The organism is Flavobacterium olei, from assembly GCF_039749035.1.
GTDB lineage: Bacteria > Bacteroidota > Bacteroidia > Flavobacteriales > Flavobacteriaceae > Flavobacterium > Flavobacterium olei.
The window spans coordinates 78089-102870 of record NZ_JBDKWC010000002.1 but is presented as its reverse complement, the minus strand read 5'-3'; the positions used below and the strand labels follow the sequence as shown (position 1 = coordinate 102870).

19 protein-coding genes are annotated in these 24782 nt (G+C 34.3%); 12 read left to right on the top strand and 7 right to left on the bottom strand.

Features of this window, described 5'->3' with window-relative positions; genetic code table 11:
- Positions 1–24 precede the first annotated feature (24 nt).
- The gene (locus ABEB31_RS04375; RefSeq protein WP_347050127.1) at positions 25–1350 is read right to left on the bottom strand and encodes a sensor histidine kinase; all 1326 of its coding nucleotides are present in this window, start codon (positions 1348–1350) and stop codon (positions 25–27) included.
- 104 nt (positions 1351–1454) lie between these two features.
- Positions 1455–2819, bottom strand: coding sequence for a sigma-54-dependent transcriptional regulator (locus ABEB31_RS04370; protein ID WP_347050126.1), 1365 nt, complete (start codon positions 2817–2819; stop codon positions 1455–1457).
- A gap of 159 nt (positions 2820–2978) precedes the next feature.
- On the opposite strand from ABEB31_RS04370, the gene ABEB31_RS04365 reads away from it, so the two are divergent.
- The 3 genes from ABEB31_RS04365 to ABEB31_RS04355 all read left to right on the top strand — a co-directional run bounded on the left by ABEB31_RS04365 (position 2979) and on the right by ABEB31_RS04355 (position 7605).
- Positions 2979–4217, top strand: a complete 1239-nt coding sequence (locus ABEB31_RS04365) for an efflux RND transporter periplasmic adaptor subunit (protein WP_347050125.1) — start codon at positions 2979–2981, stop codon at positions 4215–4217.
- A gap of 126 nt (positions 4218–4343) precedes the next feature.
- Positions 4344–5051: an ABC transporter ATP-binding protein gene (locus tag ABEB31_RS04360; RefSeq protein WP_294780857.1), complete on the top strand. Its 708-nt coding sequence runs from the start codon at positions 4344–4346 to the stop codon at positions 5049–5051.
- A 127-nt stretch (positions 5052–5178) separates the two neighbouring features.
- On the top strand, positions 5179–7605 hold the full coding sequence (locus ABEB31_RS04355) for an ABC transporter permease (RefSeq protein WP_347050124.1): 2427 nt from the start codon (positions 5179–5181) through the stop codon (positions 7603–7605).
- A 69-nt stretch (positions 7606–7674) separates the two neighbouring features.
- On the opposite strand, the gene ABEB31_RS04350 is transcribed toward ABEB31_RS04355, so the two are convergent.
- On the bottom strand, positions 7675–9270 hold the full coding sequence (locus ABEB31_RS04350; protein WP_347050123.1) for a L,D-transpeptidase family protein: 1596 nt from the start codon (positions 9268–9270) through the stop codon (positions 7675–7677).
- 418 nt (positions 9271–9688) lie between these two features.
- Between ABEB31_RS04350 and ABEB31_RS04345 the strand changes: the two genes are divergently transcribed.
- The 6 genes from ABEB31_RS04345 to ABEB31_RS04320 all read left to right on the top strand — a co-directional run bounded on the left by ABEB31_RS04345 (position 9689) and on the right by ABEB31_RS04320 (position 13722).
- A complete protein-coding gene (locus ABEB31_RS04345; RefSeq protein WP_347050122.1) occupies positions 9689–10819 on the top strand; it encodes an Mrp/NBP35 family ATP-binding protein in 1131 nt (376 codons plus the stop codon).
- A 139-nt stretch (positions 10820–10958) separates the two neighbouring features.
- Complete coding sequence (locus ABEB31_RS04340) at positions 10959–11198, top strand: NifU family protein (RefSeq protein WP_057116000.1); 240 nt, start codon at positions 10959–10961, stop codon at positions 11196–11198.
- A gap of 211 nt (positions 11199–11409) precedes the next feature.
- Entirely contained in the window at positions 11410–11889 is a 480-nt protein-coding gene (locus ABEB31_RS04335) for a hypothetical protein (protein ID WP_347050120.1), read from the top strand.
- Positions 11890–11946: 57 nt separating this feature from the next.
- Positions 11947–12264 (top strand): 2Fe-2S iron-sulfur cluster-binding family protein, encoded by a 318-nt coding sequence (locus tag ABEB31_RS04330; RefSeq protein WP_347050119.1) that lies wholly within the window; start codon positions 11947–11949, stop codon positions 12262–12264.
- Between the two features lie 422 nt (positions 12265–12686).
- A complete protein-coding gene (locus tag ABEB31_RS04325) occupies positions 12687–13058 on the top strand; it encodes a hypothetical protein (RefSeq protein WP_347050118.1) in 372 nt (123 codons plus the stop codon).
- 121 nt (positions 13059–13179) lie between these two features.
- Entirely contained in the window at positions 13180–13722 is a 543-nt protein-coding gene (locus tag ABEB31_RS04320; RefSeq protein ID WP_347050117.1) for a hypothetical protein, read from the top strand.
- Between the two features lie 94 nt (positions 13723–13816).
- Here the strand turns inward: ABEB31_RS04320 and ABEB31_RS04315 are convergent, their stop codons facing one another.
- The 3 genes from ABEB31_RS04315 to ABEB31_RS04305 all read right to left on the bottom strand — a co-directional run bounded on the left by ABEB31_RS04315 (position 13817) and on the right by ABEB31_RS04305 (position 17959).
- Positions 13817–14806 (bottom strand): aspartate-semialdehyde dehydrogenase, encoded by a 990-nt coding sequence (locus ABEB31_RS04315; protein WP_347050116.1) that lies wholly within the window; start codon positions 14804–14806, stop codon positions 13817–13819.
- A gap of 166 nt (positions 14807–14972) precedes the next feature.
- Positions 14973–15359 (bottom strand): large conductance mechanosensitive channel protein MscL, encoded by a 387-nt coding sequence (gene mscL, locus ABEB31_RS04310; RefSeq protein WP_347050115.1) that lies wholly within the window; start codon positions 15357–15359, stop codon positions 14973–14975.
- Between the two features lie 146 nt (positions 15360–15505).
- Positions 15506–17959: a bifunctional UDP-N-acetylmuramoyl-tripeptide:D-alanyl-D-alanine ligase/alanine racemase gene (locus tag ABEB31_RS04305; RefSeq protein WP_347050114.1), complete on the bottom strand. Its 2454-nt coding sequence runs from the start codon at positions 17957–17959 to the stop codon at positions 15506–15508.
- Positions 17960–18179: 220 nt separating this feature from the next.
- Between ABEB31_RS04305 and ABEB31_RS04300 the strand changes: the two genes are divergently transcribed.
- Positions 18180–18785: a hypothetical protein gene (locus ABEB31_RS04300; RefSeq protein WP_347050113.1), complete on the top strand. Its 606-nt coding sequence runs from the start codon at positions 18180–18182 to the stop codon at positions 18783–18785.
- Here the strand turns inward: ABEB31_RS04300 and ABEB31_RS04295 are convergent.
- Complete coding sequence (locus ABEB31_RS04295; protein WP_347050112.1) at positions 18780–19484, bottom strand: porin family protein; 705 nt, start codon at positions 19482–19484, stop codon at positions 18780–18782. The two genes, ABEB31_RS04300 and ABEB31_RS04295, sit on opposite strands and share 6 nt — an antisense overlap.
- Before the next feature lie 723 nt (positions 19485–20207).
- Between ABEB31_RS04295 and ABEB31_RS04290 the strand changes: the two genes are divergently transcribed.
- Positions 20208–22415, top strand: coding sequence for a TonB-dependent receptor (locus ABEB31_RS04290; protein WP_347050111.1), 2208 nt, complete (start codon positions 20208–20210; stop codon positions 22413–22415).
- A gap of 143 nt (positions 22416–22558) precedes the next feature.
- Entirely contained in the window at positions 22559–24667 is a 2109-nt protein-coding gene (locus ABEB31_RS04285; RefSeq protein ID WP_347050110.1) for a prolyl oligopeptidase family serine peptidase, read from the top strand.
- Positions 24668–24782: the final 115 nt, after the last annotated feature.

The window sequence follows — 24782 nt, the reverse complement described above, 5'->3', positions numbered from 1 at the left end:
TTAAAAACCTTGCAGGAAAGTCTATCAGATGAGGCAAATCACAAAGTCGGTTTTATCTTCATCGGTATTGTAACTCAGATAACCGCCGTGCGCTTCGATGATATTCTTAGAAAGTGTTAAACCAATTCCTGCACCATCCTTTCTCGTGGTAAAAAACGGAAGAAAAACTTTGTCCCGGATTTCAGCATCTACTCCCCGCCCGTTATCAGAAATAACAATAAAAAAACGATTGTTTTCTGTGTAACCCGAAATAATTAATTTCTTTTCTGATTTTTCTTTTAAAGCATGAATACTATTGGTAATCAAATTGATAATCACCTGCTCCATCTGATTTTTATCAATTAAAATAGAACGGGAACTGTTTATTTCATTAATCAGCTCAATATTCTCGGCTTTTAAAACCGGATTCATAATTCGAAGACAATCATCAAACAAAGCATTAATTGGGGTCATTTGTTTGTTTGGAGTTGGAAGCATAGCCAGTTTTCTGTAATTCTCCACAAAAACCTGCAAATGATCGCTTCGGTTTATAATGGTCGAAATACTACTTTTGATGTCATCAAAATCATCTTCTTCCAATTGATCCTGATCGACAATGTGAAGTAAATTCTGCGAAAGCGCACGAATCGGCGTTAGGGAATTCATCAGTTCATGCGAAATAATTTTCATAAGATTGATCCAGGCTTCTTTTTCTTTTTTCTCAATTACACGCTGAATACTGTCCAGTAAAATGATAAAATATTCTTTATCATACGTTTGTGTAATCGAAGTCTGAAGCATAAAAGTCTGCAAATCCTGATCCTCAATTTTAATCGAAATCGCTTTTTTAAGTTCGGTAAAACCTACGTTTTCAATTTCAGTGCAAAGGCCCGGCAGATAGTTCTGAAGATATTTCCAGTGACTTACCTTTGGCACTTTAAACAATTTCGAAAAGCAATCGTTCATTATAAAAATCGACCAGGAATCATTTTCTTTTTCTAAAATTAAAGCTGCAGTATCAATGCCATTCAAAATAGAACGGTAAATCAATTCTTTAGAATTCTGATCCTGTTTCTGTACTTTCAAAGTATCATATAATTGGTACAAACTTTTGAAATTGTCTTTCTTGTTTTCTTCGGAAAAATTGGCCGTAAAATCATTGTGCAGAATAGAATTAATGGTTTTGTCATAGAACAACAGTTGGTTTTTGACAAAAAAATACATCTCAAATAAAAATAATAAACCAAAGAAACCCACCAGAATTCCGTTGTATCGAAAATCTTTGTAAAAAAGTAAAGCGCTGCAAAGAAAGAGTATCATTAAAAACAAAACTCTCGCAAACAAGGCGTTATAAAATTTCCAGTTCTTCATTATTACTCGAATTGTCTCCAACCTGAGCTGAAGAGATAATTATTTTATAGAAACAGGCTTTCCTGATTATTACATCCGGCTCAGCTGTACGCTATTCATTTTCTTTAATTTTTTAAATCGTATTTTTCAATTCTACGATACAAAGCGGCGCGCGATAACCCCAGCTCTTCGGCCGTTTTGCTGATGTTGCCATTGTGTTTGAATAATGCTTTTTCGATTGCAGATTTTTCCATTTCAGACAAGGCATTTTCGTCATTTTCCTCCATTTCTTCAAAATCCAGAATATCCAGATCCAGTACAGAAATGGTATGGTTTTCTGCCAAAATAATGGCGCGTTCAATTTTATTTTCCATTTCACGGACATTTCCCTTCCATGGATATTTTTCAAGATAAGGGGCTGTATTTTCATCAAAATGCCATCCCGAAGCTTCGGAACCAGGATTGTACTTTTCGGCAATTTGTTCTAAAATGAAGTTCGCCATAGGCACTATATCATCTTTTCTTTCCCGAAGTGCGGGCAGATTTATTTCCATGGTATTGATTCGGTACAATAAATCTTCACGGAAAGTTTTATTTTTCACCTCAGCTTTAATATCGCTGTTTGTGGCCGCAATTACACGGACATTGAGCGGTCTGGGTTTGCTTTCGCCTAAGCGTGTAACGGTTTTGGTTTGTAAAACATGTAGTAATTTTGCCTGAAGATGCAGTGGGATATTTCCAATTTCATCTAAAAAAATAGTGCCGTTCGATGCAGTTTCAAATCTGCCGGCAGTATCTGTTTTGGCATCTGTAAAAGCCCCTTTTGCGTAGCCAAAAAGTTCACTTTCGAATAAATTATCACTTAACGAACCCAAATCTACATGCACAAAAGGCTGATTTTTTCGTTCTGAGTGTTGGTGAATGTAAGCTGCAAAAACATATTTTCCAGTTCCGTTTTCGCCCAAAATCAAAACATTGGCATCTGTTCTGGCTACTTTTTCGGCAATAGAATACGCTTGTTTGATCTTAGCCGAAGTGCCGACAAAATACTTCTTTTCGGTTTGGTCTGCTTTTTCAACAGCAGCTTTTTTGCTGTTTTTTCTGTTTTCTGTAATGGCTTTATCAATTACTTCAAGAAGTTTTTCATTGTTCCAGGGTTTTAAAACATAATCAAAAGCACCGATTTTTATTCCTTCAACTGCAGTTTCAATCTTTCCAAAAGCAGTCATTAAAATTACAATCGTATGGGGCGAAAGCGTCTTAATTTCCTTAAGCCAATGAATTCCTTCACGGCCGTCTTCAAAACCAATTCGATAATTCATGTCGAGCAAAACCACATTTATTTCATTTTCGTTCAGAATCGAAATAATTTTTTTTGGATTGTTTTCTGTAAAAATGGTTTCAAAATGTTTTTTCAGAATCATTTTTGCCGAAAAAAGAATTTCTTCCTGATCGTCTACAATTAGTATTTGAGCTTGTTTTTTTCGCATGATCGGTTTTTTGTGTTCGCTTTCGAACGGTCAGGTGTTCATTATCGAACACTGCTGTTTTTGGTTTGTTTTGAAAGACTCTTTAAAATCAATGCTTTACAAATAATAAATTTTATGGCACAATAATTATCTATTGACTATCAGTAAATTATTAAAGAAATGGACAAGTTAATTCCTCGTAAAAATAAAAAATTTAGATATTTAACAATAGCAATTGCTGTTTTTTTAGTTCTCGCGGTAATCGTTTTTTTTTCGTTTAGTACAAAAAGAACGCTGAATGTAAAAACAGAAGAGATAACCATTCAGAAAGCAGAAAAAGCTTTTTTTGAAGACTTTGTCGTTTTTCAGGCCAAAGTAGAACCTTTGAATGTCATGCTGGTAAACGTAACCGAAGGCGGATCTGTGAAAGAAATTTTTGTAGAAAACGGGGCAATGGTTACCAAGGGTCAATCGCTGGCCCGTTTGTACAATCCGAATACCGAATTGAATTATCTGACTCAGGAAACTGCTATTATCGAGCAAATCAATAATTTAAATACAGGAAAACTTAATATCAGGAACCAAGAACTGAATTTAACCAAAGATCTTGTTTTGATCGAACATGATTACAACGACGCGAAAAGGCTGTATGACATGAATGCTAAACTATACGACAAGGATGTAATTTCTAAAAATGACTGGAATACGTTTAAAGAAAGTCTTCGTTTTCAGGAAGAGCGTAAAAGAACGATTCAGCAAAGTGTTCAGAAAGAAAAACAAAGTAATCAGGTGCAGATTTCGCAAATCAACCGCTCTATTCAGACTATGGAAAAGAGTCTGGAAATTCTTAGAAATAACAAAAAGAATTTTTTAATTACAGCGCCCGAAACGGGAAGATTAACTTCTTTTGAACCAGTCTTAGGAAAATCTTTTCAGGCCGGAGCGAGCATCGGAAAAATTGACTCGAATAAAGGGTATAAACTTACAGCAGAAGTAGACGAATTTTATCTGGAAAAAATCAGGGAAGGTTTGAAAGGTCAGGTAGAATTTAAAGGAAAAAACCTGGAAGTTTTGGTAACAAAAGTAATTCCCGAAGTTAAAAGCGGTCATTTTACTGTAGAACTGGCTTTTACCTCTAAAGATAATATCGTTTTGCAGGACGGACTTAGTTTTGGCGTGAAACTCATTTTATCTGAAAAGAATAAAACTTTAGTGATTCCGAAAGGAAGTTTTAATCAGGAAACGGCAGGAAAATGGATCTTTGTAGTGAAAGGAAATAAAGCTGAAAGAAGAAATATTAAACTAGGACGCGAAAATCCTTCGTACTATGAAATTTTAGAAGGCATAAAAGAGGGAGAATCGGTAATTACTTCTTCTTACTCAGATTATAAAGATATCGAAGTACTTTCTTTAGAATAGTTTGTTTTGTTTCAGGTTTCAGGTTTCACGTAAACGAAGCGAACCTGAAACCTGAAATCTCAAACAAGAACAACATCAATCATCAATCAAAAAACGAATACAATAACATTTTAAAACCAAAAAATTATGATCACAATTCAGAATTTAACCAAAGTTTTTAGAACAGAAGAAATAGAAACTGCTGCTTTGAGCGGTATCAATTTAGAAATAAAAAAAGGGGATTTTCTAACCATTATGGGGCCTTCCGGCTGTGGAAAATCCACTTTACTGAATATTATCGGTCTTTTGGACAGTGCAAGTGACGGAAGTTATAAATTACTGGATCAGGAAATGATTGGTTTGAAAGAAAAAGGAAGAGCAAAAGTGAGAAAGGAAAATATTGGTTTTATTTTTCAGAATTTCAACCTTATCGACGAGCTTTCGGTTTATGATAATATCGAATTGCCTTTGCTTTATAACAATGTAAAAGCATCAGACAGAAAACAAAAAATTGAGGCAATTGCAGAAAAACTAAACATTTCTCACCGCTTGAAACATTTTCCGCAACAGCTTTCGGGAGGTCAGCAGCAGAGAGTTGCCGTTGCCAGAGCTTTGGTAAATGATCCGAAAATTATTTTGGCCGATGAGCCAACCGGAAACTTAGACAGTAAAAACGGTAATGAAGTAATGGAACTTTTAACCGATTTGCATGCTAAGGGCGCTACAATCCTGATGGTTACCCACTCTGATTATGATGCTTCTTTTTCGCAAAGAACCATTCATATGAAAGACGGAGTTATCTTTTCTGAAAAATTAAATCAACGCAATGTTGATGTTTTTATGGACGCTAAATAAGTATAAAATGATTAAAATTATTGTCACTGCACTCGTAGTTCTGGTAGAATTGGTCTGCAAAATTTTTACGATTATCTAAAACCACAGGTTTAAAAAACTGCCATATCAACTATTAAATATAATCAAAATGATTTTTAACTGGTTTAAAATATTTATATATCATTTAAAGCAAAGCAAGCTGTTTTCGTTTTTAAATGTTTTAGGATTAAGCATCGGGATTGCGGGTGTGATTTTCGCAATTTTATACTGGAACAATGAACATTCCTATGATCAGTGGAATCCGGAAAAAGAAAACGTTTACATGGTTCTCAATAAAATTGGAACCACCGGCGATACGTGGGCGACGAGCTCGATTCCTTTTGGAGAAACCTGTAAAGCTACAATTCCGGAGATTGAGCAAATTTGTTTTTTAAATACCTGGTACGACGAAGAAATTGTCAGATACCAGAATCAAAAACTGGTGGCAAAAAAAATAATGTCAAGTGATGAGAATTTCTTTGATTTTTTTCCTTTCGAAATTATAAAAGGAGCCAAAACAAACATTTTAAAAGAAAAGAACAGTGTGGCCATTTCTGAAGAGCAGGCAAAAATTCTTTTTAAAAATGAAGATCCAATTGGCAAATCTATTTTCTACAATGTTTCCAATTATACCGTTAAAGCGGTTTATCGTATTAAGCGGCCTTCGTCTGTCGAGCCAAATTATGTTTTTAGTGGTGTAAAAAGAGAAGGCGATTTAAACAGCTGGGGAAATTTCAACTACGGACTGCTGGTTAAAATCAAAAAAGGGGCAAGTCCGGAAGTGGTTCGGAAGAAAATGCACAACGTTAACTTTGTCAACAGAACCGTAAAAGATGCCAAAGCCAGTGGACAGACTGTGGCGCAGTATGTTAAAGAAAATGGTGAAATCAAAGTATTGCTGGATCAATTAAAAACAGCACGTTTGCATAGCACAAAAACTTCGGGATCTAATTTACCCGAAGGTGTGGGCAATTTAAAATTGCTTTACATTATGGCCGGTTTATCTGTTTTAATTTTAGTTCTGTCTTTGGTAAATTACATCAATCTGGCAACTGCATCGGCAATTAAACGCGCCAAAGAAGTGGGAGTACGAAAAATTGTGGGCGCTACAAAAAATCAAATTATTGCTCAATTTATCTTTGAAACTGCCATAATCGTCGTATTGGCCATTTTATTTGCGCTGGCGATTGTAGAACTTTCGCTTCCATACTATAATAATTTTCTCAATAAAACAATGACTATAAATGGCAGCGAATTTTACCTGCAGCTCATTTCGATTTTTGGATTAGTAATCATTCTTGCAGGTATTTTCCCTGCCATTTATATCTCTAACTTTGAAACTTTAAAAGTACTTAAGGGTAATTTTTCCAGAAGCAAAAGCGGAATCTGGATTAGAAATTCGATGCTTATTTTTCAGTTCGGAATCGCAGCTTTTTTTATCATAGGCGCTTTAATCGTTAACTCGCAAGTAGATTATATGATGAATAAGGACCTTGGATTTAGCGGCGATCAGGTTATTTCTATCCCGTACAATAAGCCGGACCGATCAAAAAGAACGGAGAAATACCTGGCTGACAAACAGGAAATTCAAAAAATTCCAGGTGTTGTCGAAGTTTCTACTTTTGCAGGTTCTTTTGGAGGAAGCACAAGCTCGAGTTCGGGTTTTAAACACAATGGGATTTTTGTGCAGCCAAGAAATGTCGAAATGGATTTTGGATTTCTCGATATGATGAAAATTAAAATAGTAAAAGGGCGTGATTTATCTCCTAAATTTTCTTCGGATACTATTGGAAGTATGTTAATGAATGAAACTTTGGTAAAAGAACTGAATTTAAAAAACCCTGTGAACACGATTATAACTTCCGGATGGGGAAATGAAACCGGTAACCTGAAATTTAAAATTGTAGGTGTTGTAAAAGATTTTAATATTACCGGTTTACAGGATAAAGTGCCGCCAATGGTTTTTATAAATCTAAAAACGCTGAAATGGAATAATTTTAATAATGTACTTGTGAAAGTTTCTCCAAATAATTTATCAGAAACTTTAGAAAAATTAAAAACCTACTGGGAGAAAAACGTAAATCCAGATTATCCTTTTGATTACGAATTTGTTAACAAAGGATTTGCTAAAACTTATGAAGAGCAAGTAAAGCAAAAAAACTTGTTTTTTATCCTGAATCTTGTCGTTATTATAATTGCTATCTTTGGCTTGTTTGCTTTAGCATCATTTTCGATGGAGAGAAGACTGAAAGAAATTGCAATTAGAAAAACATTAGGAGCAGAAACCGATATTTTACTAAAAGAATTATCAAAACAATATATTCTTTTCTGTTTAATAGGATTCGCAATCGGAATTATACCTGCTTACATTTTACTGCAAAAATGGCTTGAGGATTTTGCTTTCAGGATCAACATTTCTGTTGTTCCTTTTAGCACCGCACTAATTTCATTAGTAGTGCTTACTTTGATAATTGTCTTAACAAAAGCATATCAGGTAACCAAAATAGACGTTTTAAAATATTTAAAATACGAATAAGCTTGTAGACCATTTTTTTAAAAAGCCCGACAGATTTGAGTTAGATCCGTTGGGCTTTTATTTTTTAGATTACTTCATGGTAACAGAGTCAGAATAAAGCAATTTGTCTAAACTTTCATCTCTGTCATACACATCGGGAAAAAAATTGATTTCACCATTATCCTGCACCCAGGCTGTAAAGTATCCGATATAAACCGGAATTTTATTTTTAAGCATACAAGTGGTTTCTTTTTCACCGCTCATAGCTTTATCAATTTTATCTGCGGGCCAGTCGGGATCGTCTTTCAAAATTGCCAGAGCCAGTCCTTTTGCTTCTTTTACATTGATACAGCCATGGCTAAAAGTACGTTTTTCAAAAGTAAACAAACTCTTTGCGGGTGTGTCATGCATGTAAATATCATTCGGATTTGGGAACATGAATTTTACTAATCCCAAGGAGTTTTTGGGTCCTGGTTTTTGTCTTACTTTGCCTCCATTCCATTCCATATTATGGTCTGCTAAATAATTTTTATCACTTGCAATTTGCAGTTTTAATTCGTTTTGAATAATACTGTTCGGCACATACCAATAGGGACTAAAAACAATTCTGTCCATGGTGCCGCTAAAAATTACAGTCTCGGTTAACCTGCTTCCGACAAAAATATCAGAAACCAGTTCGTATTTTCCTCCTTTTACATAGAACATTCTAAACGACGGAATATTAACCATAACATATTCATTTGCTTTTGCCAGTTTGGTCGGAATCCATCGGCAGCGCTCCATATTTAGCATAATAGTTTTGATTCTTTTGCTAACAGGCTCATTCATCTGATTGATATGATCTCGTGTTATGATATAATTTGGCGTAAGAACATGCCTTAATTTATAATTCATAACAGCATCCATTAATTCCCTGTCATAAAAAGAACTTTTAGAATCTTGTTTAAGATCGCCAATCACAAATAAACGCTGTCTAATTTGTTTTATAACTACTGAAGTGTCGTCGGGTCTCAGATCTTTATAAGTTGCGCTGTCGATCGTAATTTTCTGCCAGAGATTATCTTTTTCTATTTTACGGTATTTCTTTAAAGCATCCTGAAGTTTGTAATATTGACTGAATAATAAATAATCGTCTTCATTCAATCTGTTAGAATCGACAATTAGAGAATCTAAAATTCGCGAATAAGAAATGGTTTTTGCAGGAAGATACCATCCAATTTTTTTTAAGGTCGCAGGATCGACGCCGGAATATACTTTGCTGGCATAAAACACATACATGTTTGTCAGTAATAATTCTGTATCGGTCTGAGTGGGAATTATATTGTCACTTTCGTTAAAAGCTGCATCAATAGTATCTTTGTAGGGCATTTCACTTTCAATTCCCTGATCTTTAAGCAGGTTTACTTTTTGATAAAGTAAGGCGGCAAATTCAGATATACTTTTATCGTCGTACCAAATAGACTTGTATTGCTTAGTTTTATAAATCTCTTCCACATCTTTTTGATATTTTTTAAGTTTCGGATACTTTTTAAAAAATGTAGTAAGAACAGCTGCATCAATTGTTAAGGATGTATAGTTAGAAATAGCTGATGAATTTCTATTTTTTTTGATTTCAGGAAATGACACAAATGAAAATGCACAAAAGCTAACCAAAACGAGAAGTGCTGAAAAAGTAAAATTTCGCATATTTTTAAAGTTTAAGTGGTACAAAGTAACTTTATAAAAAATATCGAAAACCCAAAAAAGATTCCTAAAAACAGGTTTTCAAATACTTTTACAACTGGAAATTCATTAAATGAGAGATCAAATATACAGAAGAATAGCGAGATTTGACTTTAAATTAGAAGAAAAATTCGACAAAAAAGACAGTTGTCTAATGATAAAAATAAAATTACGTGAGTAACAGAGAATTTCAGCGTAATTTATTCCTGAATTAATATTTTTATAATACAGACCATAATTTCGAATAATCTCCCTATCAATAATTACAATTCAAAAACACTTAATTCCGAACTTAATCTGTTATCTTTGCAAACTGAAATCAGTTTAAATAAATATAATTTTATAAAGTGTTTTCCCAGAATAAAAAAATAGCCCATTTACAATGAAACTAGATAGAAAAGAAATTCTAAAAGCTTTAGAGACAATCACTATAGCCGGAGAAGGAAAAAATATGGTGGAAAGCGGCGCTGTAACCAATGTTATTACTTTTGGTGATGAAGCTGTGGTAGATTTAGTATTGCACACACCTGCAATGCACATTAAAAAAAGAGCCGAAGACGATATTAAAAAAACAATTCATGATTTAATATCACCTGATGCCAAAGTAAAAGTAAATATCAAAGTGGAAGCTCCGGAAAAGCCTGAGATAAAAGGCCGTGCTATTCCCGGAATTAAAAATATTATTGCAGTTGCCTCTGGTAAAGGAGGAGTAGGAAAATCTACTGTAACTGCAAACTTAGCGGTAACGCTTGCAAAAATGGGTTTTAAAGTTGGAGTTCTTGATGCCGATATCTACGGACCATCGATGCCAATTATGTTTGATGTTGAAAATGAAAAGCCAATTTCTACAACAGTTGACGGAAAATCTAAAATGAAACCTGTTGAAAGCTACGAAATAAAAATGCTTTCGATCGGATTTTTTACTGCCCCAAGTCAGGCCGTAATCTGGAGAGGACCAATGGCTGCAAAAGCATTGAACCAAATGATTTTTGATGCAGACTGGGGAGAATTGGATTTTATGCTTCTTGACTTGCCGCCGGGAACCGGAGATATTCATTTATCTATTATGCAGTCACTTCCAATAACGGGAGCTGTTGTTGTAAGTACACCTCAGGCAGTTGCACTTGCAGATGCTAAAAAAGGAGTGGCGATGTTTATGCAGGATAACATCAATGTTCCTGTTTTGGGAATTATTGAAAATATGGCATATTTTACTCCGGAAGAATTGCCTGAAAATAAATATTATATTTTCGGAAAGGAAGGAGCAAGAAATCTGGCAGCAGACCTTGAAGTTCCATTTTTGGGAGAAGTTCCAATTGTACAGTCTATTCGTGAAGCGGGTGACTATGGTCGTCCGGCAGCTTTGCAGACCTCTTCGCATATCGAAAAAGTTTTTGAAGAAATCACCAGAAACGTTGTTCAGGAAACTGTAAACAGAAACGACAGCCTGCCAGCCACAGAAGCCATCAAAATTACCACAATGGCCGGCTGTTCTGCAGTAAAAAAGAACTAAATAATTAAGCTAATTTGTCAATTGGATAAATATTTAATTAACAAATTTCTAATCAAAATAAATAATAAGAAAAAGAGATTATTAGACAATGAATGGATTATCTAATTTTCTAATTGACAATTTTCTAATTAAAAAAAATATGACAACAGAAGAATTAACCAATAATGTTTTATTGGCCTTAGATGAGATAAGACCTTTTTTAAAATCTGACGGTGGAGACATTTCTTTGATTTCTATTGAAGACGATAAGCATGTAAAAGTTCGTTTGGAAGGCGCATGTATTAGCTGCAGTGTTAATCAGATGACTTTAAAAGCCGGAGTTGAAACTACAATAAAAAAGTACGCACCACAAATTGAAACAGTGGTAAATATTATGTAACAAAAGTAAAATGTTGGCCTAAGTCTGATTCTGTATTAACAAGAATAATAATCCTTATTACGATTTCTTTAAACAAATCATAAAAAAGCCTTCAAAAAGCAATCATTTTTATCATATTCATAAAAAAGAACTCAAAGTTTTAAGAGTTTTGGTTACACATTTATTACATTTTAAATTAAATTTGTAAACTAAATCCTTAATCCTGAAACTTATGAGAAACTTTTACGCTCTTTTTTTATTATTGTTTGTAAGCGCCGTAAATGCACAGCAGGGCCAAACACTTTTTGCTGACAAAGCCTGGGTAAGTGAAGCTGAAGAATGGTCGGACTTTCAATATTCGGGACAAATAATTTTTTCTACGAATGGGAAGACTGAAGAAGGTGCTTTGAGAATTGGCAATTATGATTTTTTATATGACCTTTGCGAAGGAAAAGCAAAGTTTACCAATAAGGCAACTTATAGTTCTGCCGATTTTTCGCATCCGCGAAAACTTAGCGCTCAGACGGACAAACAAGGAATATTGAATTCTACTTACGAGGGAACTTTAATATTTCAATCTGACAAAGACTATTATTCTGTTATTGCCCTGGTAACCATACTGGAAAAAGGCGGTAATATCATTGGCGTAAAAATGCGTCAGAAAGATGGAAATCGCAAAGAATATGCCTTTAGCTTAAAAGAAAAGAGTTAAAACTAACAAAGAATTGAACACGTTTTCAAGTTCTATAATAAAATCCCAATAACCAAAATGGATGTATTAATAAAGATTAAAGATCGAGAAGGAGTTGTACATGAATTACAGGCTCCAACTGATATGGCAATGAACATAATGGAATTGTGCAAAGCATACGAACTTCCTGTTGAAGGAACCTGTGGCGGAATGGCAATGTGTGCTTCCTGCCAATGTTATGTTTTAAACGATGTTGCATTACCCGAAATGGGAGATGAAGAGGAAGCCATGCTTTCAGAAGCCTTTTATGTTAAAGCCAACAGCCGTTTGGGTTGCCAGATTCCAATTACTACAGAACTTGAAGGTTTGGAGTTGGAACTAGCTCCCGAATACTAAAATATAAAAAAGCGAGAATTATTAATTCTCGCTTTTTTTGTTTTAATATTTTTGGATTAGATCATCCAGAGAAAACTCTCTTAATAATAAATCTAAGTATTTACCGCTACTACTCGATTCTCTCTGATATGGCGCAAATAAACTTGTAGATTTAAACTCTCCATTAAGCTCTTTTAATGGATATACTTACTTGGTATTACTCTATCTTCGCTAAACGTAAAAAGCCCCAGCCACAAAAAGACCTAATTACAATAGAATAAGACATCAATCGAAGCAGACCATTATTTTGTAAGTATATTTGCACTTTTAACAGAAAAAGTTCAATGAAGAAGACATTATTAGCTCTTGTAATTTGCTTAATTACAATACTTTCATGCAATACAAGCACTCAAAAATACACGATGCGGCCAATCAGCAACTTTATGAAAAAAAGAGTACCTGAAAAAAGACAGAGTACAATTGCATACGATATAAAGGGAATTAGTAAAGAAGGAGCCGAAGCAAATGCAACATATTTGGGAAACGAAATTAAATCCTGTAAAATAAATATTTACGGAGAAGCTGATCACACAGAGCTTATCTACGATTTTGAGGCCAATCAAATTTTAGTCATTGAAAAGAAACAAATCTATGCTAACACAAAAGCTACCACTTCTGGAAATTCTGTTGTTGAAAAACGAGTAAATTTCATAATTGGATACGACGGGAAATATATTAAGAAACCTAACAAAGACAATGAATTTGATCATTTCTACCTCGAAATGAAAAAAGTAGTTCCTTTTAAAATTTTGTAAAAAACAAATAGCTTATCCTATTAGTTTAATGTCTTTTACTGGCTTAATCATAAGCCACTCTCTAATAATTTTACCACAAACGAGAACTAAATTCTCTACAATAGTAAAATTAAATAACCAAATGAAAAAATTTTTCAATTACATTAGCATTGCTTTACTGGCAATAACATTATTCTCCTGCAACAAAAACGAATGGACTCCCGAAAACGAAAAGGAATTTAAAGAAGGCTTGAAAGAGGGAATTTTAAAAAAAGGACAAGGCATCTTATCTGAAGAACAGATAAATTATATTACTGATTGTTCGACTGAAAAGATCAAGGCTAGAAAAATTCAAATGAATGATCTTCAAAAACCTGAAAATGTAGCCCTAATGAAACAATTTGGAAAAGAATGTGCTCAAGAATGTGTTTCTAAAAATATTAAAAACACACAATTATCGAATAATTGGACTCCAAAAACAGAAAAACAATATAAAGAAATTTTAAAAAGCTCTTTTAAACAAAGTGCTGTCAGCAGCGACAAAGCCGAATTTCTGGCAGATTGTGTTATAACCAAATTGAAAGAACAAAAAATTGGACCAGCAGACCTGCAAGATCGTAAAAACGGAGATCTAGTTCAAAAAGTTGGATTTACTTGTGCGCAGGAAATGATCAAAAAGAAATAATTTTTCTGAATCTAATTTATAAATCAAAAAAACCGTAATCACATTTCTGTAATTACGGTTTTTCCTTTATAACAATTTTATTTAATCTCAGATATTATACCAGACCTGCCTGAATTAAATATTCGGCAATCTGGATGGTGTTTGTTGCGGCACCTTTTCTTAAGTTATCGGCAACAATCCACATGTTTAATGTGTTTTCCTGACTTTCGTCACGACGAATTCTTCCAACAAAAACATCATTTTTTCCTTCAGCGTATAATGGCATCGGATAATTAAAGGTATCTAAATTATCCTGAACCGTTACACCATCTGTGTGGTGTAAAATTTCACGAACTTCGTTTACATCAAAATCATTTGTAAACTCCACATTTACTGCTTCACTGTGACCTCCAACAACAGGAACACGAACTGCAGTTGCTGTTACTCTGATGGTATTGTCCGCAAGAATTTTTTGAGTTTCACGAACTAGTTTCATTTCTTCTTTCGTGTATCCGTTTTCTTCAAAACTATCGCAATGTGGAATCGCATTTCTATGAATCGGATATTTATATGCCATTTCGCCCTGTGTACCAGCATATTCATTTTCCAATTGTTTTACTGCCTTAACTCCGGTTCCGGTGATGGATTGGTAAGTCGAAACAATAATTCTTTTAATATTGTATTTTTTATGCAAAGGCGCCAAAGCCATCACCATTTGAATGGTAGAACAGTTTGGATTTGCAATAATTTTATCTTCTTTAGTTAATACAGAAGCATTGATTTCCGGAACCACTAATTTTTTAGTTGGATCCATTCTCCAGGCCGATGAATTATCAATTACAGTTGTTCCCGCAGCAGCAAATTTCGGCGCCCATTCTAATGAAGTATCTCCACCAGCAGAGAAAACAGCAATATCTGCTTTCATATCAACAGCTGTTTGTAAACCTACTACTTTGTATTTGGTACCTTTATATTCAATTTCTTTCCCTACTGATCTTTCAGATGCAACAGGAATTAATTCTGTAACAGGAAAATTTCTTTCTGCCAATACTTTAAGCATTACTTCGCCAACCATTCCGGTAGCACCTACAACTGCAATTCTCATTTTTATATTTTTAAATAATTCAATAATCTATTTTGTAAGGCAAAAATAAGTATAATAAAAGTCTCCACAAGGTTGTTCACAAAAAATAACAAAATGTTATAAATTAAACAAATTGTAAAAAAACCGTCTTGTAAGAGACGGTTACGTTAGACTTAGTGTAGCGGTATTATACTTTATTATTTTTTAATAGATCTCTAATCTGAGTAAGTAATTCTTCCTGAGTTGGTGCTGCAGGCTTATTCGGAGCCGGCTCTTCTTTCTTTTTAAGACTATTTATTCCCTTAATAATCAGGAACAAAACAAAAGCTACAATTAAAAAATTTATAACAGCAGAAAGAAACATCCCGTATTTTACGCCACCAAAAGCTGTTAAATCTTCAATTTTAGACAAATGAGCTGCATCCAGAGCTGGTTTTAATACTAAAGGTGTAATTACGTCTTCAATAAATGAGCTTACAATTTTACCAAAAGCAGCTCCAATAATTACAGCAACAGCAAGGTCAACTACATTGCCTTTCATTGCAAATGCCTTAAATTCTGAAAAAAATCCCATATCTGATTTGTTTAGTTCTTAAATAAATGAATATCGAAAATACGTAATTTTCCTTAAAATCACTAAGAAAAATTGCTTTACCACATAATAATTTATAAGAAAGTCCGGAAAAAATGAGTTTTTATAACTTATATGTTGCAAAAAAATTACCTAAAAAACACTCTTTTTACACGTTGCGAAATACTGGTCATAATCTCGTACGGAATGGTTTTTAAAGCTTCTGCCATTTCTATAACAGTTGGGCTTTCGCCGAAAATAATTACAGAATCACCTTCTTTACAATCTATTTCGGTGACATTGACCATTAACATATCCATGCATACGCTTCCTACAATTTTGGCTTTTTGATTTTTTATGGTCACAAAACCAACTTCATTACCCCACAATCTTGCTATTCCGTCTGCATAACCAATTGGAATTGTGGCAATTTTAGTCTCTTTTTCTGCCATAAATCTTCGTCCGTACCCAACGCTATCGCCGGCAGGAATGGAGCGAACCTGAGAAATAATTGATTTTAAAGTCCCCACGTTTTCCAGGTATTTTTGTTCTGCGGGATCATTTGACACGCCGTACAAACCAATTCCTAAACGAACCATATTATATTGTGCATTTGGAAAATTACTAATTCCGGAAGTATTTAAAATATGACGAATCGGATCGATATTTAATTCTCTAATTAATGCTGAAGATAATTTCTCAAACAAGGCAATTTGTTGATTGACAAAACCATAATGTTTCGGATCATCACTTGTTGCCAGATGCGACAAGATACTTTGAACACGAACGTCCGAATTTCCTTTTAAAGTCTGAATTAGTTCGTTGAGTGTATTTTCTTCAAAACCCAGACGATGCATTCCCGTATCAATCTTAATATGAATCGGGTAATGGTTTAAGTTCTTTTCGCGTGCCATCTTCAAAAATGCATTTAATCCTTTTATGCTATAGATTTCAGGTTCTAATTCATATTGAATGATGGAAGGAAAACTGGTCGATTCGGGATTTAAAACCATAATGGGAAGTTTTATTCCGCCGTTTTTCAGCAAAATTCCTTCATCGGCAAAAGCCACACCTAAGTAATCTACTTTATGATGTTCAAGCAATTTTGCAATTTCCAAACCGCCGTTTCCGTAACCAAATGCTTTTACCATTGCCATCATTTTGACATTTGCATTCAGTTTTGATTTGAAATAATTATAATTCTGGCTAATGGCATCAAGATTAATTTCGAGAACCGTTTCATGCGTTTTTTCTTCGAGAAGAGAAACGATTTCTTCAAATTTGAATGACCTTGCCCCTTTTATTAAAATGGTTTCATTGTGGAAATTCAGGTTCTCAATCTCAGCAATAAAATCTGCTGTGCTGTCAAACATTGTACTGTTTTTAAATTTATCCGAAAAGGATGAAATCGTTGATCCAATACCAATGATACGGTTTATTTTATTGTCTGAAATTAATTGTGCTACTTTAGAATACAATTCTTCGTTAGAAAAACCACTTTGAAAAATGTCTGATAAAATTACTGTTTTAGACGTTGCTTTAATTTTCTGACTTTCTAAAAAATCTAATGCGATCTTAAGTGATTGAAAATCGGAGCTATAACTATCATCAATTATAGTACAATTGTTAATTCCGTTTTTCACTTCCAGACGCATCTGAACCGGATAAAGCATCTTAATTCTGTTTTGAATAGTTTCCTGATCGTATTGGAAATGTAATAAAACCAGCAAGCACGAAATACTGTTTTCTACAGAAGCCAGATCATTAAAAGGAATTTCTAAACTAAAAACTTCATTTTTATAATGGTATTGAATAAAAGTGTGCTCGTTTTTGTTTTCTTTTTTTTCTATAAAAACATCTGCAGTCTGATCTGTAAAACTCCACGAAAAAAGTTTTGTGTTTTTAAATTCATTTAAATACCCATCAACTTTTGCGTTTTTTTGATAAATAATAACTGAAGCGTTTTTAAACAAAACCAATTTTTCTTTGATTTTCTGTTCTGGGTTTTCAAAACCTTCGTCGTGTGCAGAACCAATGCTCGTAAGAACTCCTATGTTGGGTTTAATAATTTCTTCCAGTTTACTCATTTCATTAACCGTCGAAATTCCTGCTTCGAAGATTCCGAGATTGTGTTTTTCATTAATGGCAATTACCGAAAGCGGTACGCCAACCTGAGAATTGTAACTTTTTGGACTTCTGATTATATTGTAATCGGGACTTAATAAAAAATTCAGCCATTCTTTTACTATGGTTTTTCCGTTGCTTCCTGTTAATCCGATAACCGGAAAATGGAACAAATTTCTGTAATAAGCAGCAAATTTCTGAAGTGCTTCAAGCGTATTTGCTACCACTAAAAAATTAGCTTTTTCTTTAAGTTGCTCCGGAATATACTGAACAACAAAATTCTGAACACCGTTTTCCATCAGATCAGAAATAAATAAATGCGCATCATTGTTTACCCCGCTCAGGGCAAAGAATAAAGTCTCCGATCCGTTTTGCAGTGAACGGCTGTCAATTGAAATATGATCGATAAAAACATCTTCATTTTGGCCCATCCATTCAGCATTTAGAACAGAAACAAGGCTTTTTACATTTAGACTCATTTAGAAATTTCTTTTTTTCAAAATTAAAACATTACACACAGAAAAGCGTCAGAGTTCGCAACGAATTACGCCCATTTTCACTAATTTATTTTTAGAAGAAACCGAATAATGCTTTGTAATCAAATAATCTGCTGCGAAAATGGCTATTGTAAATTATGTTAAAATTCGTGTATTTCGTGGCAAAAAGTTATATTTGTTTGGTACCACAAATTTTTGCGTTTTGAAAAAGTTACTTCCCATATTCTCCTATATATTACATCCGATTTTCATATCGCTGTATGCAACACTATTTTATCTCTACTATAAAGAAGATATATTTAGTACGCAGGAAAAATATTTTGTTTTAATACAGATTTTAGTGATCAATGTAATTGTACCGGTTTTGTTCTACTTATTATTACGATCAACGGGTTATGTAAAATCGATTATGCTGAGTCAAACCTCAGAGCGTACTATTCCTCTGGTCTTACAGTGTTTTCTATATATTTTGCTGGTTAAAAGAAGCATTGTAATCACGCGTTATCCCGAACTGCATTTCTTTTTTCTCGGAGCATTGTTCAGCACTATTCTGGCATTGGTTTTTGTGCTTTTTAAAATCAAAGCAAGCTTACACATGGTTGCCATTTCGGGATTAGCCATTTTTATAATCGGATTAAATATTCATCTTCAAATGCATAATCCGTATTGGCCGGCATTGTTTATTTTGTTGTCGGGAATTGTAGCGTCCTCCCGTTTAGAAATGAATGCGCACACCTCAAGAGAAATTTTAATTGGATTATTTGTCGGTATCATGCCTCAGTTGCTTTTTCTGTATTTGTGGCTATAAAATATAAAAAATCAATCCTGCATTAAGTGTTCTCACATTTAGCTTTTCTCCCGAAAGGGTTGTCGCAGATTTAAACAACGGATTTAACCCGTAATAAACGTAAAGATTCCAGGTATTGTAACCCGCAGAAAGATAAGGTCCGTATTGAAATTTATTAATATCCGGATTATTATTGATTTTATAAGTCTTCTCCCCATCATCAAGAATAGAGGAATTCGAAAAGACATAACTCATTTTTATTCCGGCATATAAACGCCAGAATTTAGAACTCTCAAAAGTAGAATTACGCCATCTAAATTCGATAGGCAATTCTACAGAGTACTGTCGGTAACGATTAGAAACAAATTCGCCATAACTATTTACTCCATATATAAGTGCACCATTAGCATCCTGGGAAATATTGATATTCTGATAATAATTTTGATAACTCAGTCCTAAACCGGCTGCAATGGCAACAGTTCTCGTTTTATTAAGCGGCATGTCACGAAGAAATCCGCCCGAAAGTCCGAGAGAAAATTTATTCTGCTTAAAATTTTCAGGAACATCCGTAAACATATTATAGGTAATCGAAAAATAAAACTGATCTTCCCGATATAAAGAATCTATCTTAACCAATGGTTTTATCTCGGGCTTAATTTCATTTTGGGCAAAAGAGTAGAAACAAGTCAGTAAAAATAAGCAATTGTATATAATACGCATGTGAAGGTTTGGTTTTAGGTATTTTTAAATAAACGGTTTTCGCTGTCTGTTTATTTTATATACAAATATAATATAATGCTTTGTTTAGATGATATTTCTATCCAGTTATTCTGTTTAATGCTTTAAAGTCTTTTTATTACATTATTTTCAGCAATCGTTATTTGAAGTCAAAAATTTAATCTGTTTTTCTTTTTATGTTTTATACCTTTGCGAAGCATGAAAAGAAAGCAGCTCATATTAAGTTTCTCTTTTGCTGTCACAATATTATTTTCGATATTGTTTCAGTCCATACACAGTTATGAGCATATTGCAAAACAACTTTCCGAGAAACAATGTCATCATAAATACAGTGATCCAAGTGGTGAAATTACCCACCAGCATCATGATTTTGAGGTTTGTTTTGTTTGTAATTTTGCCTTTGAAAGTTACATTGCTCCCGAAATTTTTCAATTTCAATTTCACTCTTTTAACCGAGAAACTCCCTATTTCTTCCCTTTTTCAGAGAAGATTTTTTCTGTTTCAACGACTTCCTGTTATTTACGGGGACCTCCTTCAGTTATCTTTTCGTAGGTTTCGATATTCGAAAAAAACTAATTCTTTCATTAAAATTCCAGAGTAACATTCAGTTTCCTAATCTCTTTATAAACCGGGATTAGAATGCTTTGCTGTTCATTGGTCTTTTATTCGAAGAAAATTCAAATTAATTTATAGTCTCATTTTCAAATGAAAAAAATAATAATTGCCCTTATTTTAGGGTTTTCGGGCCTGCTTAGTGCCCAAAATTCGGTTTCGGGAACGGTAACCGACGCTCAGAATCAGCCATTGCCTGGAGTTTCTGTTTATGCACCGGAATTACATAAAGGAACTACAACGGATGAAAATGGAAAATATCAAATGAATAATCTTCCAAACGGAAGCCTTCGTCTGGCTTTTTCTTTTGTCGGATATGCCAATCAGAATAATACAATTCAGAAATTACTAAAAGAAAACACACTTGATATTATTCTTGCAGAATCTATTCTGGAAATGGACGAAGTTGTAGTTTCTACTCCTTTTAACAAACTGCAATCGCAAAACGTAATGAAAATTGAGCATGAAAGCATTAAAACATTACAGCAAAAAGGAACCTCAACATTAATTGAAGGTTTGGCTACGATTCCCGGAGTTTCTCAAATTTCTACGGGAACTTCAATCGGGAAACCTGTAATTCGCGGTTTAAGCGGTAATCGCGTTTTGGTTTATTCGCAAGGTGTCCGTATCGAAAACCAGCAGTTTGGAGACGAACATGGTTTAGGTTTAAATGATGCCGGAATTGAAAGTGTCGAAGTTATTAAAGGCCCTGCATCCTTATTGTATGGTTCTGATGCTTTGGGAGGCGTTTTGTATTTTAACCCGGAGAAATTTGCTGATGCAGGAGATTTCACAGCCAATTTCAGTCAAAAATATTTCACCAATACACAGGGAAGTAATTCTTCTATCGGATTAAAAACATCTACAGACAACTGGAAGTTTCTGGCCCGTGGAAGCTATAATACGCACTCTGATTATAAAATTGCAGATGGTGACCGCGTGACAAATTCACGTTACAACGAAACCGATTTTAAAACGGGAATTGGCTACAGCAACTCGAGTTTTTCCAGTGTATTAAGATACAATTACAATAAACTGGATATCGGAATTCCTGAAGATGGAATTGCAGAACAATCTTCAAGCAAGGACACTCAATTTCCGAGACAGGGAATTTTTAATCATCTATTGAGTCTGAATAATGTTATCTTTTTTGAAAACTCTAAACTGGATGTTGATTTAGGTTATATTTCGAATGACAGAAGTGAGTTTGAAGACAGCAACGAAGCGTCTTTGCACATGAAACTGAATACGTTTAATTATAATGCAAAATACCACCTTCCTAAATTCGGAAAATTTGAAACAATTGTTGGTGTTCAGGGAATGCATCAGACCAATAAAAATTCCGGAGAAGAATACCTGATTCCGGATGCAACAACAAACGATTTTGGAGTTTTTGGAACAGCCAATTACGAATGGGACAACAGCGTTATCCAGGCCGGCGTACGTTTTGATAACAGAAACATAACTTCAATAGCACACGGAACAGAAGGCGAAGAAGGTTACTTTCAGGCTTTAGACAAATCATTTGACAGTTTTAATGCTTCTTTAGGGTACAAAACCAAACTGGCAGAACCGCTTACACTTCGACTAAATGTTGCAACAGGATTTAGAGCACCCAACCTAGCTGAATTAACTTCTAATGGCGTTCACGAAGGAACAAATCGCTACGAAATTGGAAATGCGAATTTAAAAACCGAACAAAATGTTCAAACTGATTTAAATTTAGAATACAAAAACACGCACTTTGAATTTTTCGTAAACGGATTTTACAATCACGTAAACAATTATATCTACACCTCTCCAACCGGAGACGTTTTAGACGACAATGATGTTTTTGCTTATGTTCAGGACAATGCCCAATTGTACGGAGGAGAGGTTGGGCTGCATTTTCATCCGCATCCACTAGACTGGCTGCATTTTGAAACGAGTTTTGAAACCGTAACCGGTAAAAAAGACAACAAAGATTATCTGCCTTTAATTCCGGCAAATAACTGGAACAATACTTTAAGAACAGAATTCAATATCAAAAATTTCTTAAGCGAAGGTTTTGCCTCGCTGAATGTTTCTTCGACTTTCAGTCAAGATAATGTAAGCGGTTTTGAAACGGCTTCTAAAGGTTACACATTAGTAAATTTAGGATTTGGAGGAACCGTAAAACTGGGAAAAACTGCCTTTGATCTTAACTTAAACGGAAACAATCTGTTTGATAAAAAATATATTGCACACCTTTCAAGATTAAAGACTGACGGTATTCCGAATATTGGAAGAAATATCGTGCTTGGAGTAAATTTTAATCTGTAACATTTTTAAACCATATAAGCCCTTTAAGTAAAAAATAACATCACGTTATTAAATGAACTTATATACTTATATAGTTTATTTTTTCCGCCTTGATTTTTCACAACAAAAAGTGCTATTTTTGTTACAACCGACAAAATTTAAATATGAAAAAAACATTTCTTATAATGGCAATCACAACTGCAGGAATTTCGTTTGCACAAAATAAAATTCAATATCCCCAAACTAAAAAAGGAGAAACCGTCGATGTTTATTTTGAGACCAAAGTGAGCGATCCTTACCGCTGGCTTGAAGATGATAAATCTGCTGAAACCGGAGCGTGGGTAAAAGCTCAAAATGAGGTTACATATAGTTATCTGGATAAAATTCCGTTTCGCGATGAACTTAAAAAACGAATGGAAACGCTTTGGAACTTCGAAAAAATCGGTGCTCCGTTTAAGGAAGGAAAATTTACATATTATTCTAAAAATAACGGACTTCAAAATCAGTCTGTGATTTACAGAAAAGATCAAAATGGTAAAGAAGAAGTTTTCTTAGATCCGAATACTTTTTCTAAAGACGGAACAACTTCTCTTGGCGGTCTGGATTTTTCTAAAGACGGAAATAAAGCAGCCTATTCTATTTCTGAAGGAGGAAGTGACTGGAGAAAAGTGATTATTATTGATGCTGTTTCTAAGAAAGTTCTGGAAGATACTTTGGTTGATGTAAAATTCAGCGGGATTTCATGGCATGGAAACGAAGGGTTCTATTACTCTAGTTATGAAAAGCCAAAAGGAAGCGAATTATCTGCGAAAACAGATCAGCACAAATTGTATTTTCATAAATTAGGAACTTCTCAGAAAGACGATAAAGTAATTTTTGGCGCAGACCAAAAAAGAAGATATGTTAGCGGTTATGTTACAGAGGACAACCGTTTCCTTATTATTACTGCTGCCAATTCTACTTACGGAAACGAATTGTATATTATAGACTTAACAAAAGCAAACAGTCCTATCGTTACCATTGTAGATAATTTTGAAAATTCTTATTCCATTATTGAAAATGAGGGAACTAGATTATTTATTGAAACCGATTATAAAGCGCCAAACGGACGTGTTGTTACAGTCGATGCCAGTAATCCGAAAATGGAAAACTGGAAAGATTTCATTAAAGAGACCGAAAATGTTTTAGCACCATCAACCGGGGCGGGATACTTTTTTGCCAATTATACAAAAGATGCTGTATCTCTTGTAAAACAATATGATTATAACGGAAAACTAATACGCGAAATCAACCTTCCGGCTGTTGGAACTGCGGCAGGCTTCGGCGGAAAAAAGAACGAGAAAATTTTATATTACAGCTTTACAAATTATACTACACCGGGAAGCATCTATTCTTTTGAACCTAAATCTGGAAAATCTGAAATTTATCAGAAACCAAAAGTCGATTTCAAAAGCGATGATTACGAATCAAAACAAGTATTCTATACTTCAAAAGATGGGACGAAAGTTCCTATGATTATTACGTATAAAAAAGGAACAAAACTAGATGGCAAAAACCCAACTATTCTTTACGGGTATGGCGGATTCAATATTAGTTTAACACCAGCTTTCAGCATTGCGAACGCTGTCTGGATGGAAAATGGAGGTGTTTACGCCGTTGCGAATCTTAGAGGTGGCGGTGAGTACGGAAAAAAATGGCATGACGCAGGTACAAAATTGCAAAAACAAAATGTATTTGACGATTTTATCGCTGCTGCGGAATACCTAATTGCTCAGAGATATACGTCCTCTGATTATCTTGCTATTCGCGGAGGTTCGAACGGAGGTTTATTAGTAGGCGCTACAATGACACAACGACCTGATCTAATGAAAGTAGCGCTTCCGGCAGTTGGCGTTATGGATATGCTTCGTTACAACGCATTTACTGCCGGCGCAGGATGGGCTTTTGATTACGGAACTGCTCAGGATAACAAAGAAATGTTCGAATATTTAAAAGGATATTCGCCTGTTCACAATGTTAAAAAGGGAACAAAATATCCGGCAACTATGGTAACTACAGGAGATCACGATGATCGTGTAGTTCCGGCACACAGTTTTAAATTTGCCTCTGAATTACAGGAAAAACAATCAGGAGATAATCCGGTTCTAATTCGTATCGATGTAAAAGCCGGTCACGGAGCAGGAAAATCTGTTGCGGCAACTATCCAGGAGAATGTAGACATTCAGGCGTTTACTCTTTACAATATGGGTTTTAAGTCCTTGCCTAAGAAATAAGACTTTTAAAATTTTTTTAGCCACGAATTCACGAATTATTTTTGTGAGTTTGTGGCTATTTTTTTTTGCCACGAATTACACAAATTATTATTTCACGCAGATTTAAAATGATTTT